This is a genomic window from Streptomyces sp. NPDC107654 (genome assembly GCF_055639035.1).
Window position 1 is genome coordinate 41403 of record NZ_JBVKBI010000002.1, and the last position, 12154, is coordinate 53556.

A 12154-nucleotide genomic window follows, 5' to 3' on the forward strand; every position below is an offset into this window, starting at 1 on the left:
GGGGAGCCCCGAGTGGATCGCACGGCCCAGCTCACTGCCCGCCCCGCGAAGCGAGAGACCGCGTACGATCCACCGGCCGCACCGGCGACCACGGCGCCCCCGCACGTCGAAGCGGCCGAGGTCCTGGAGGCCAACTGGACCGGCGGCTCGACCGTGCCGTCCCGGAACCTGTACCCCCACCAGTGGTCCTGGGACTCGGCGTTCGTCGCCATCGGGCTGCGGCACCTCTCCCCGCTGCGGGCCCAGACGGAGCTGGAGACGCTGCTCGCGGCCCAGTGGGCCGACGGCCGGGTCCCGCACATCGTGTTCAACCCCTCCGTCCCGCTCGACGCGTACTTCCCGAGCCCCGACTTCTGGCGCTCCTCCACCGCCGGGCGCACCGCGGGCGCCCCGCGCACCGTACAGACCTCCGGCATCGTGCAGCCACCGGTGCACGCGCTGGCCGCCTGGCTGGTGCACCGCGCCGACCCGGAGCTGTCCCGGGCCCGCGGCTTCCTGACCCGCCTGTACCCGCGGCTGGCCGCCTGGCACCGGTATCTGCTGCACCGGCGGGACCTGGGCGGCGGCGGCCTCGCGTCCGTGGTCCACCCGTGGGAGCAGGGCATGGACAACAGCCCCTGCTGGGACGCCCCGCTGTCCCGGATCACCCCGGCCCCGGCCCGCTCCTTCCGCCGCGCCGACCTCGACCACGGCGCCGCCGAGGACCGGCCGACGGACCTGGACTACGGGCGGTACGTGCGGCTGGCCGCCGACTACCGGGACGGTGGATACGCCGACGGAGGCGGGCGGTTCGCCGTGGAGGACCCGGCGTTCAACGCGCTGCTCATCGCCTCCGAGCACGCCCTCGCCCACATCGCCGGCGAACTGGGCGCGGCCGGCTCGGCCCGGCACGCGCGCGCCGAACGGCTGACGGCGGCGCTGGTGGAGCGGCTGTGGGACGCGGAGGCGGGGATGTTCCTGTGCCGGGACCTGCGGGGCGCGGGCCTGGTGCCCGAGCGCAGCGTCTCCGGCCTGGTCCCGCTGCTGCTGCCCGGACTCCCCCGGGACACCGCCGCCGCGCTCGTCCGCACCCTGACCGGCCCGCACTTCGCGCTCGGCGACCGTACCCGGCTGGTGCCGAGCTACGACCTCCTCGGCGAGGCCTTCGACCCGCACCGCTACTGGCGCGGACCGGCCTGGTTCAACACCGCCTGGCTGCTGGAGCGGGGCCTGCGCACACACGGCGAGCGGGAGCGGGCCGACGCGCTGCGGGAGGCGGTGCTGGACCTCGCCGCCGCCACCGGTTTCGCCGAGTACGTCGACCCGTTCACCGGCGAGGCCTGCGGCGCCACCGGCTTCAGCTGGACGGCGGCCCTCGCACTCGACCTGCACCACCGGAGCTCCGCACCGCCGAAACGGCAGGCGGACCACCGGCGGACCGGGACCGGGGGGCAGCGGGACGGGGACCGGCGGGACCAGCGGAACCGCGACCGGGAGGACCGGTGGGACCAGCGGGACCGCGACCGGGAGGACCGGCGGGACGGGGACCGGCGGGACCCGGAGCGTCAAGAGCGGGCCACGCAGCGTCAACAGCCGGACAAGAGCGCACAAAGACTGGACAAGAGCGCAGAAAGAGACGTACCCCCCACGGACAGCGCACCGTTCGACAGCAGTGACAGAGGAGGGGACCGGGGATGACGGACCGGCATCATCTGCTCGTGCACGGCGCCACCTTCGCCGCCGTGGGCGACCGTGGCGACATCAGCGGGGTGCGGGGCGGCGGCAATCCGGACGGGCTGTTCGTCCGGGACGCCCGGCACCTCAGCCGCTGGCAGCTCACCGTCGACGGCGCGGTGCCCGAGGTGCTCATCCCGGTCACGGACGGGGACGCGACCCGCTGCGTCCTCGTCCCGCGCGGCGGCCCGCAGGAGCCTCCGGCCCACACCCTCTTCCGGGAACAGGCCGTGGGTGACAGCTCGTTCGTGGAGTCGGTGAAGGTGACCGGCAACCGGCCGGTGCCCACCACCGTCCGGCTCGCGCTCACCGTCGACGCCGACTTCACCGACCAGTTCGAACTCCGCTCCGACCACCGCACCTACACGAAGCCCGGAGCCGTACGCTCCCGCGAGGTCCTCGACGACGGCATCGAGTTCACCTACCGGCGCGCGGAGTGGCACTCCCGCACGACGATCACCGCCGACCCGGCCCCCGACGCCGTGGAGGAGACCGGCACCGGCGCCCGCCGCCTGGTGTGGACCCTCGACCTCGGCCCGCACGGCACCACCGAGCTGCTGCTGCGGGTGATCGCCCGCCCGCACGGCGAGAGGCGCGCCCTGCGCGTGCCCCGCGACCCCGCCGCCGTGCACGAGCAACTCCTCGCCCGCGAAGCCGAGTTCATGGAGGGCGTGGCCTTCCCGGCCGGCTGGCCGGAGCTGGCCGCCGCCTGCGCCCGGGGCCTCGCCGACCTCGCGGCGCTCCAGGTGCCGGCCACCGGACCGGACGGCGAGGAGCTGCGCGTACCGGCGGCCGGCGCGCCCTGGTTCCTCACGCTGATGGGCCGCGACGCGCTCCTCACCTCCCTGTTCGCCCTGCCGTACCGCCCCGGGCCGGCCGCCGCCACCCTGTCCGCGCTCGCCGCCACCCAGGCCACCGGCACCGGCGGCTCTCCCGTCGCCCAGCCCGGCAAGATCGTGCACGAGGTACGGCACGGCGAGCTGGCCCACTTCGGCCAGGTGCCGTTCCGCCGCTACTACGGTTCGGTCGACGCCACCCCGCTCTTCCTGGTCCTGCTCGGCGCCTACGTCGAACGGACCGGGGACACGGACCTGGCCCGCCGCCTGGAACCGCACGCCCGCGCGGCGATCGGCTGGATGCTGGACCACGGCGGCCTCACCTCGCGCGGCTACCTCGTCTACCGCGCCGACGAGGGCGGCCTCGCCAACCAGAACTGGAAGGACTCCCCCGGCGCGATCTGCCGCGCCGACGGCACCCGGCCCACCGGCGCGGTGATGGCGGCGGGCGCCCAGGGCTACGCGTACGACGCGCTGCGCCGCACGGCGGGGGTGGCGCGGTCGGCGTGGGCGGACGAGACGTACGCCGCGTTACTGGAGCAGGCGGCGGCCGACCTCCGGGACCGCTTCCAGCGGGACTTCTGGATGCGGGAGCGGTCCTTCCCGGCGCTGGCGCTGGACGACCGGGGCCGGCAGATCGACGCGCTGGCCTCCGACGCGGGGCACCTGCTGTGGTCGGGGCTGCTGGACAAGGAGTACGGGGAGGCGGTGGGCCGGCGGCTCCTGGAGCCGGACTTCTTCTCCGGATGGGGCGTCCGCACGGTCGCCGCCGGACAGCCGGCGTACCACCCGCTCTCCTGCCACCGCGGCTCGGTCTGGCCGCACGACAACGCCCTGATCGCCCTGGGCCTCGCCCGCTACGGGCTGCACGACGAGGCCCGCACGGTCGCCCACGCGCTGGTCGACGCGGCGACGAGGAGCGGGCACCGGCTGCCGGAGGTCCTGGCGGGCTACGGACGCACCCCCCAGGGCCCACCGGTGCCGTACCCGCACGCCTGTGGCAGGGAGGCCCGGTCCGCGGCGGCACCCCTGGCCCTGCTGACGGCGGTCGGAGGCGCCTGAGATGCCAGGGGATTGACCAGCTGTTTGCCCGACCGTCCTGAACGGTGGTTTCCCGCGGGCCGTACGGGAGGGCATGAGTGCGCTCCAGTCAGCCGAGGAGACCGTCCCCGACGAGGTCACCGCGCCCGTGCCCAGGCCGCGCTGGCGGGAGCGGTACCCCACCGCCGCTCAGGCCCTGTCCGTCACCGTCACCGTCCTCGCCGCCGTCCTCGTCGTCGCCGCGCTGGTGATGCCCGACACGGTGGTCCGGCTGGGGCCCGCGGAGTTCTTCCGCATACCCGCGGAGGCGGTCATCGGGGCCGCCGTGCTGCTCGCGCTGCCGCGCCGGCCCCGGGTGGTGGTGGCGGCGGTGTCCGGGGTGCTGCTCGGGGTCATGACCGTGCTGAACGCGCTGGACATGGGGTTCAACCAGTACCTCGGCCGCAGTTTCAACGTCGTCCTGGACTGGAGCCTGTTCGGTGACGCGGAGTCGTACCTGGAGGACTCCCTCGGCCGTACGACCACGATCGCCGCGGTGGCCGGGGTGATCGCCCTGGTCCTGCTGCTGTTCGTGCTGCTGGCCCTGTCCGTGATCCGGCTGGGCGACCTCCTCGCCCGGCACCCCGGGACCGCGACCCGGGGCACGCTGGTCGCCGGGGTCGTCTGGATCACCTGTTCCTCCCTCGGCCTCCAGGTGGCCGGCGTGCCGCTCGCCTCCGACCGCACCGCGACCGCCCTGAAGGCCCAGGCCCGCCGGGTCTCGGCCACGCTGAAGGACGAGGCGGAGTTCGAGAAGGTGGCCCGGGTCGACGCGTTCGGCAACACGCCGGGCAGCCAGCTGGTCCCCGACCTGCGCGGCAAGGACGTGGTCTTCACCTTCATCGAGAGCTACGGCCGGAGCGCGATCGAGGACCCGGTCATGGCACCCGGCGTCGACCGGACCCTCGACATCCGCACCAAGGCCCTGGCCGAGGCCGGCTTCCACGCCCGGAGCGGCTGGCTGACCTCGGCGACCTACGGCGGCAGCAGCTGGCTCGGCCACTCCACCACCATGTCGGGCCTGTGGATCAGCAACCAGCAGCGCTACCGCACGGTCATGGCCAGCGACCACCTCAGCCTGACGGAGGCGTTCCGGAAGACCGGCGCGTTCGACACGGTCGGGGTCATGCCGGGCGTGCAGAAGGGGTGGCCGGAGCAGAAGTGGTACGGCCTGGACAAGGTGTACAACGCCTTCCAGCTCGGCTACCGGGGCCCCAAGTTCAGCTGGTCGACCATGCCCGACCAGTACGCGCTCCAGCAGTATCAGGAGCGGGTGCACAGCAAGCCGCCGGCCAAGGGCAGGTCACGGATGTCCCTGCTCATCCTGACCTCCAGCCACCAGCCCTGGGCGCCCATCCCGAAGAGGGTCGACTGGGACCGGCTCGGCGACGGCTCCGTCTTCAAGGGCATCGAGGCGGCGGGCAACAAGGCGGAGGACGTCATCGCCGACAGCACCAGGTCCCGAGAGGAGTACGGCAAGTCGATCCAGTACTCGGTCACCGCGCTGACCGAGTGGCTGGAGCGCTACGGCACCAAGGACACCGTCCTGGTCTTCCTCGGCGACCACCAGCCCATCGCCCGCGTCAGCGGCAACCACGCCAGCCGCGACGTCCCGGTGTCGATCGTCGCCAAGGACCCGAAGCTGCTCGACAAGATCACCGACTGGAACTGGACGAACGGCCTCCGCCCCGCCCACGACGCCCCGGTCTGGAAGATGAGCTCCTTCCGGGACCGTTTCCTGCGGGCGTACGGGTCTACTCCGCATCCGCGGAAGGGGTGACCGCTCGTCCCCCCGGACGGGGCCCGGGCGGAGCCCCGGTGACGGACGGACTGGCGGTCACCCGCCCGACGTGTCGAGTTCGGCGTCCTCCGTGACGCCCGCGCAGTCGTACGGGTCCTTCAGCCAGCCGTCCGGCAGCACCACGCGGTTGTTGCCGGAGGTGCGGCCGCGAGGGCCCTCCGCGCCGGACGGCCACGGCTGGTCCAGGTCCAGTTCGTCGAGGCCGGCCCGCAGCTCCTCCAGGGACGACGTGATCGCGAGCCGCTTGCGCATCTCGGAGCCGACCGCGAAGCCCTTCAGGTACCAGGCGACGTGCTTGCGGAAGTCGACCACGCCCTTGGACTCGTCGCCGCTCCACTCACCGAGCAGCGTGGCGTGCCGGACCATGATGGCGGCGACCTCGCGCAGGGTCGGCCTTACGAAGTCCTCGGTGCGTCCCTCGAACCCGGCCACCAGGTCCGCGAACAGCCACGGCCGGCCCAGGCAGCCGCGGCCGACCACGACCCCGTCGCAGCCGGTCTCCCGCACCATCCGCAGCGCGTCCTCGGCCGACCAGATGTCGCCGTTGCCGAGCACGGGGATCTCCGGCACGTGCTCCTTCAGCCGGGCGATGGCGTCCCAGTCGGCGGTGCCGCCGTAGTGCTGGGCGGCCGTACGACCGTGCAGGGCGATGGCCGTCACCCCCTCCTCCACGGCGATGCGGCCGGCGTCGAGGTAGGTGATGTGGTCGTCGTCGATGCCCTTGCGCATCTTCATGGTGACGGGAAGGTCACCGGCGCCGGTCACGGCCTCCCTGACGATGGCCCGCAGCAGGTTCCGCTTGTACGGCAGCGCCGAGCCGCCGCCCTTGCGCGTGACCTTCGGCACCGGGCAGCCGAAGTTCAGGTCGATGTGGTCGGCCAGGCCCTCCTCCGCGATCATGCGGACGGCCTTGCCGACGGTCGCGGGGTCGACGCCGTACAGCTGGATCGAGCGCGGCTGCTCGCTCGCGTCGAACTTGATCAGCTGCATGGTCTTCTCGTTGCGCTCGACCAGCGCCCGAGTGGTGATCATCTCGCTGACGAACAGGCCCTTGCCGCCGCTGAACTCCCGGCACAGGGTCCGGAAGGGCGCGTTGGTGATCCCCGCCATGGGGGCGAGCACGACGGGCGGCGTCACGGCGTGCGGTCCGATGGAGAGCGGGTGGGTCATCGTCAGGGCTCCGGGACGGATCTACGGCGACAGGGGCAAGGCTCCATTGTCCCTCACCCGGCCGACAGCTCGTCCGGCAGCTCGGCGAGCCGCTCCAGCCGCTCCTCGCTCTCCTCGTCCGCGGGCAGGTAGGCGACCACCCGGTGGGCCGGGGCCTGGGGCGCCAGCCACATGTTCCGGTGCTCCAGCCGGACCAGCCCGACCACCGGGTGCCGGTACCGCTTGACGTGCGGGGACATCGGCGCCACCTCGTGCCGTTCCCACAGCTCGCGGAACTCGCCGGAGACCCCGAGGAGCCGGTTCAGCTGCTGCTTCCACGCGGGTTCGGCCACGTGCTCGGCCATGGCCGCCCGGTACTTGGCGATGAGGTCCCGCAGCATCTCGTCCCGGTCCAGGAAGTCCCTCCTCCAGCGTGCGCTGGTGGTCAGCAGCCACAGGCAGTTCCGGTCGGCCGGGGGCAGCTCGGCGGGGTCGCCGAAGAGCTGGGCGAAGGGGCGGTTGGCGGCGAGGACGTCGTAGCGGGCGTTCTGCAGGGAGGCCGGGTAGGGGGCGAGGCGTTCCACGACCTTCAGCGCGGTCTTCGACGCGACCGGGCACTCGGCCTCGGTGCGCGGGTCGGCGGTCCCGGCGAGGGCGAACAGGTGGGCGCGCTCGGCGGGGTCCATGAGCAGGGCACGGGCGACGGCGTCCAGCACCTGCGCGGAGACGTGGGCGGCCCGGGCCTGCTCGATCCACGTGTACCAGGTGATGCCGACCGCGGAGAGCTGGGCGACCTCCTCGCGGCGCAGCCCGGGGGTGCGGCGGCGGGCGCCGCGGGGCAGACCCACCTGCTCCGGGGTGATCCGCTCGCGCCGGCTGCGCAGGAACGCGGCCAGCTCCCGCCGCCGGATCTCGGTGTTCCGCCCGGACGCCGGTGCCGCCTCGGTCACCTCGGTCACGGTCACCTCGGTCACCCCGGTCGCCGGGATCGCCTCACCCGTCAGCGGCGTCCGGGGCACCCGGGCCCGCCCCTGCTTCCGCTCTGCCGTCTCCTCGGTCTGCTCGGGCGCTGCGGTGGTCATGGCACCAGGGTGCCGTCCGGCCGTCACCCCGTTCCAGTTGGTGCCGGTACCTGGATAACCGCCGCCTGGTACCCGGCTCGGGCCTGCCTCAGGGTCGAGGCGTGACCACGACGACCTCACCCGTGACCGCCGCCCCGCCCCGGGCGGCCCTGAGCCCCCTCGGCCTGCTCACCCTGCTCCTCGGCACCGCGCTCCCGATGATCGACTTCTTCATCGTGAACGTGGCGCTGCCGACGATCGAACGGGACCTGCACGCACCCCCGGCCACCCTGGAGATGGTGGTGGCCGGCTACGCGGTGGCGTACGCCGTGCTCCTCGTCCTCGGCGGCCGGCTCGGGGACTCGTACGGCCGCAGGCGGCTCTTCCTGTGGGGGGTGGCCGGTTTCGGGCTGACCTCGCTGGCCTGCGGGCTGGCGCCCGGCGCGTGGTGGCTGGTGGCCGCGCGGGTGGCCCAGGGTGCCGCGTCGGCGGCGCTGCTGCCGCAGGTGCTGGCCACCCTCCACGCCACGACGTCCGGGGAGCGCCGGGCCCGCGCGGTGGCCCTGTACGGCTCGGTGGGCGGGGTGTCCGTCGTGCTCGGGCAGGTGCTGGGCGGGGTGCTGGTCGCCGCCGACCTCGCGGGCACCGGCTGGCGCGCGGTGTTCCTGGTGAACGTGCCGGTGGCGGCGGCCGCCTTCGGCTGTGCGCTGCGGTCGGTCCCGGACAGCCGGGCGGAGCGGCCGGCGCGTGCCGATCTCGCCGGTACGGCGCTCCTGGCGGCGGCGCTGACCGCGCTGCTGCTGCCGCTGACCGAGGGCCGGGCGGCGGGCTGGCCGCTGTGGTCGGTGCTGCTGCTGTGCGCGGCGCCGTTCGTCGCCGTGGCCTTCCACGGCGTGGAACGGCGGGTGGAACGTACGACGGGCGGCGCGCTGCTGCCGCCGTCACTGCTCGCGGCCGCCGAGGTGCGCCGGGGGCTGCTGCTGGGTCTGCCGGTGTTCGTCGGCTTCGCGGGCTGGATGTTCGTGACGGCGGTCATGCTGCAGCGGGGCCTGGGGTACGGGGCACTGCGGGCGGGGCTGACGCTGGTGCCGATGGGGGTGGCGCAGTTCGCCGCGTCGATGCTGGCGCCGCGTGCCGTTCGGCGGTTCGGCGGGCGGGCGGTGACGCTGGCGGCGGTCGTCCACATCGCGGGCCTCGCGATTCTGGTGGCGACGGCGCTGCTGGGCCCGTGGCCGCACCTGGGCCCGCTCGCGCTGGCCCCCGGACTGGCGCTGTGCGGGGTGGGCCAGGGACTTGAGCTGCCCCTGTACTTCCGCTTCCTGCTGGCGGCGATCCCGGACCGGCTGGCCGGCGCGGGCAGCGGGCTGGCGGCCACGCTCCAGCAGTCGTGCCTGGCGGTCGGGGTGGCGACGCTGGGTTCGCTGTTCCTGTCCCTGGTGCCGGGGCTGGGGATGCGGGAGGCGCTGGCGGTGGTGCTGGCCGTGCAGGCGGCGGGGCTCGTGGGGCTGGCCGCGCTGGGCCTGGCGCGCTCCTCCGGCCGTCCGGCGGGGGATCGTGTATAGCTCATTAGTTAGACGCACTATTGAGTTGCGCGTACGATGGGGCCATGCCCGAGCCGAGTCCTCGCCACCGTCTGCTCGTGCTCGCGATCTGCTGCATGAGCCTGCTCATCGTGAGCCTCGACAACACCGCGCTGAACGTCGCCCTGCCCTCGATGCAGCGCGATCTGCACGCCACCACCTCCGGCCTGCAGTGGACGATCGACGCCTACACGCTGGTCCTGGCCTCGCTGCTGATGCTCGCGGGCTCCACGGCCGACCGGATCGGACGCAAACGCGTCTTCATGGCGGGCCTCACGGTGTTCACCATCGGCTCCGTACTCTGCTCCCTCGCCCCGAACCTGGAACTGCTCATCGTGTTCCGGATGATCCAGGCGGTGGGCGGCTCGATGCTCAACCCGGTCGCCATGTCGATCATCACCAACACCTTCACCGACGCCCGCGAACGCGCCCGCGCGATCGGTGTGTGGGGCGCGGTGGTCGGCATCTCCATGGCGGCGGGGCCGCTGGTCGGCGGGCTGCTGGTGCAGTCGGTGAGCTGGCGCGCGATCTTCTGGGTCAACCTGCCCGTCGGCCTCGCCGCCCTCCTCCTCACCCTCCGCTTCGTCCCCGAGTCCCGCGCGCCGCGGGCCCGCCGCCCCGACCCGGTCGGGCAGCTGCTGGTGATCGCCCTGTTCGGCTCGCTGACGTACGCGATCATCCAGGCGCCGGAGTCGGGCGCCGCCTTCGTGGCACCGTTCGCGGTGATCGCGGCGGCCGCCCTCCTGGCTCTCCTGCGGTACGAACCCCGGCGCGAAGAACCCCTCATCGACCTGCGCTTCTTCCGCTCGGCCCCGTTCAGCGGCGCCACGGTGATCGCGATCAGCGCGTTCGCGGCCCTCGGCGGCTTCCTCTTCCTCTCCACCCTGTACCTGCAGAACGTGCGCGGCCTCGACGCCCTGCACGCGGGCCTGTGGATGCTGCCGATGGCCCTGCCGACGTTCCTGTGCGCCCCGCTCTCCGGCCGTCTGGTCGGCAGCCGCGGCCCGCGCCTGCCCCTCCTGATCGCGGGTACGGCGATGACCGCGAGCAGCGTGCTCTTCGCCGCCTTCGAAGCCGAGACGACGAACTCCACCCTCCTGCTCGGCTACGTCCTCTTCGGCATCGGCTTCGGCTTCGTCAACGCGCCGATCACCAACACGGCGGTCTCCGGCATGCCCCGCGCCCAGGCCGGAGTCGCCGCCGCCGTCGCCTCCACCAGCCGGCAGCTCGGCCAGACCCTCGGCGTCGCCGTGGTCGGCGCCGTCCTGGCCTCCGGCATCGGCTCGTCCCCGTACCGCCACGCCTTCGTCTCCGCAGCCCGCCCCGGCTGGTGGATCCTCACCGCCTGCGGCCTGTCCGTCCTCCTCCTGGGCTTCCTGACCAGCGGCCGCTGGGCCCGCGGGACCGCCGAACGAACGGCGGAGAACCTGGAGGCGGGGGAGGTACGGGAGGCTGTGGGGACGGCTCGGGGTGCGGAGCGGGCGTAGGAGCAGCCGGCCAGGAACCCGGGGCATGTCGCCCGGCGACGGGGCGCCTCCGTTCGGCACCGTCCCGGACGCGGAGCGATCGGGACGGTGCCGGCCCGGGGACTGTACGGACCCTGCGTCTGCGCCGTCGCACAGCCGCCGGTACCGGTCTCCGTCATCCGTGACTCCGGTCAGGTCCGCGCTATCCGCGTCACCTGGCAAGCGACCGTCGCCGGGGACATCGATTTACGAGCACCTGTAGGCGCTGAGATCAGAGGGACATCTCGTTCCTCGTATTCGGAACGCGAATCGATTCGCGCTCGCGTGGACGGCCCGGGCTGACTGACGCGCGTACGGCCGACGCCGAGGCCTGCCCGGGCCGGGGCCTCAGCGTCGAGGAGGCACACACAGCCCTGACGCAGACGGCGGAAGGCGTGCTTTCCTGCAAGGCCGTCCAGAGCCTCGCGGCGGAGTCCCCGCGGGGGCGGCCGGGTACCAGAGCGGCAGGGCCGGCCCGCCCGCCCGGCCGGGCGACACTACCCCCATGGACCTCCTCTCCCTCCGCTACTTCCAGGCCGTAGCCCGCCACCAGCACATCAGCCGGGCCGCCGAGGAACTCCGGGTCGCACAGCCCTCGGTGAGCCGGACGATCATCCGGTTGGAGGGTGAGCTGGGGACGCCGCTGTTCGACCGGCGGGGGCGTCGGATACGGCTCAACGAGCAGGGCGCCGCCTTTCTGGCACGGGTCGATCGGGCGCTGGCGGAACTCGACGACGGGCGACGGGAGGCGGCCGATGCCGCGGGGGCGGGGCCGGGGCGGGTCGCCGTGGCCGCCGAAACGCTGTTGCAGCTGTCGGGGGTGCTGTCCGCCTTCCGGGAACTGCGGCCCGGGGCGAAGGTGCGTCTGTTCCAGGCGCCGGTGGAGTCCATGCGACAGCATCTGCGGGCCGCCGAAGTGGACTTCGCCATCGCGTCGCAGCCGCTGGCCGGGCCCGGGCTGTGTGCGGTGGAGCTGGTCCGGGAGGAGGTGCTGCTCGCCGTGCCGCCGGAACACCGGCTGGCCGGGCGGGAGCGTGTCGCGGTGGCCGAGCTGGCCGGTGAGGACTTCGTCAGCACGCGGGCCGGGCACTGGCAACGAGCGCTTCTGGAGCGGCTGTTCGCTCGGGAGGGGCTCATACCGCGAGTCGTCTGCGAAGGGGACGAGGCCGCCGCCACTCCGGGGCTGATCGGCGCCGGGCTGGGGCTCGGGCTGATGCCGGCCGTCGCCCGGCGGGCCCTCGGCGAGGACGGCCTGGTCGCCTGGGTACGACTGGACGCCGACGACTGCCACCGGATCCTGACCCTCGTGTGGCGCGAGGACGCCTATCTCTCCCCCGCCGCACGGGACTTCCGTCGGCTGGCCGAGGAACGCCTCATGCGCGACGGGCTATGAACATATGGCGGAACCGGTCGTGGAAGGCATGAGCGG

Annotated in this window: 8 protein-coding genes; 6 read left to right on the forward strand and 2 right to left on the reverse strand. The window is 73.7% G+C overall.

Features of this window, described 5'->3' with window-relative positions; translation table 11 throughout:
* Positions 1–12: 12 nt before the first annotated feature.
* The 3 genes from ACZ7N4_RS03315 (at position 13) to ACZ7N4_RS03325 (ending at position 5409) form a co-directional block, all read left to right on the forward strand.
* The gene (locus ACZ7N4_RS03315; protein ID WP_471353227.1) at positions 13–1677 is read left to right on the forward strand and encodes an MGH1-like glycoside hydrolase domain-containing protein; all 1665 of its coding nucleotides are present in this window, start codon (positions 13–15) and stop codon (positions 1675–1677) included.
* Positions 1674–3611, forward strand: coding sequence for an amylo-alpha-1,6-glucosidase (locus ACZ7N4_RS03320; protein WP_471353229.1), 1938 nt, complete (start codon positions 1674–1676; stop codon positions 3609–3611). Before ACZ7N4_RS03315 ends, ACZ7N4_RS03320 begins: the two co-directional genes overlap by 4 nt.
* 73 nt (positions 3612–3684) lie before the next feature.
* Positions 3685–5409 (forward strand): alkaline phosphatase family protein, encoded by a 1725-nt coding sequence (locus tag ACZ7N4_RS03325; RefSeq protein WP_471353231.1) that lies wholly within the window; start codon positions 3685–3687, stop codon positions 5407–5409.
* 57 nt (positions 5410–5466) lie between these two features.
* Here the strand turns inward: ACZ7N4_RS03325 and dusB are convergent, their stop codons facing one another.
* Positions 5467–6600, reverse strand: a complete 1134-nt coding sequence (dusB, locus tag ACZ7N4_RS03330; RefSeq protein ID WP_471353233.1) for a tRNA dihydrouridine synthase DusB — start codon at positions 6598–6600, stop codon at positions 5467–5469.
* Between the two features lie 53 nt (positions 6601–6653).
* Complete coding sequence (locus tag ACZ7N4_RS03335; protein WP_471353235.1) at positions 6654–7661, reverse strand: helix-turn-helix transcriptional regulator; 1008 nt, start codon at positions 7659–7661, stop codon at positions 6654–6656.
* A gap of 101 nt (positions 7662–7762) precedes the next feature.
* Between ACZ7N4_RS03335 and ACZ7N4_RS03340 the strand changes: the two genes are divergently transcribed.
* The 3 genes from ACZ7N4_RS03340 (at position 7763) to ACZ7N4_RS03350 (ending at position 12118) form a co-directional block, all read left to right on the forward strand.
* Positions 7763–9202 carry an MFS transporter gene (locus ACZ7N4_RS03340; protein WP_471353237.1) on the forward strand — a complete coding sequence of 480 codons (1440 nt, stop codon included), beginning with the start codon at positions 7763–7765 and terminating at the stop codon, positions 9200–9202.
* 44 nt (positions 9203–9246) lie between these two features.
* Positions 9247–10707, forward strand: coding sequence for an MFS transporter (locus ACZ7N4_RS03345; RefSeq protein WP_471353239.1), 1461 nt, complete (start codon positions 9247–9249; stop codon positions 10705–10707).
* 523 nt (positions 10708–11230) lie between these two features.
* Positions 11231–12118, forward strand: coding sequence for a LysR family transcriptional regulator (locus tag ACZ7N4_RS03350; protein ID WP_471353241.1), 888 nt, complete (start codon positions 11231–11233; stop codon positions 12116–12118).
* The last annotated feature ends 36 nt before the right edge of the window (positions 12119–12154 follow it).

Bases quoted from the DNA above. Each gene is read 5' to 3' on its own strand.
- ACZ7N4_RS03320 (WP_471353229.1), top strand. From the start codon at position 1,674: ATGACGGACCGGCATCATCTGCTCGTGCACGGCGCCACCTTCGCCGCC.
- ACZ7N4_RS03325 (WP_471353231.1), top strand. From the start codon at position 3,685: ATGAGTGCGCTCCAGTCAGCCGAGGAGACCGTCCCCGACGAGGTCACC.
- dusB (WP_471353233.1), bottom strand. From the start codon at position 6,600: ATGACCCACCCGCTCTCCATCGGACCGCACGCCGTGACGCCGCCCGTC.
- ACZ7N4_RS03335 (WP_471353235.1), bottom strand. From the start codon at position 7,661: ATGACCACCGCAGCGCCCGAGCAGACCGAGGAGACGGCAGAGCGGAAG.
- ACZ7N4_RS03345 (WP_471353239.1), top strand. From the start codon at position 9,247: ATGCCCGAGCCGAGTCCTCGCCACCGTCTGCTCGTGCTCGCGATCTGC.
- ACZ7N4_RS03350 (WP_471353241.1), top strand. From the start codon at position 11,231: ATGGACCTCCTCTCCCTCCGCTACTTCCAGGCCGTAGCCCGCCACCAG.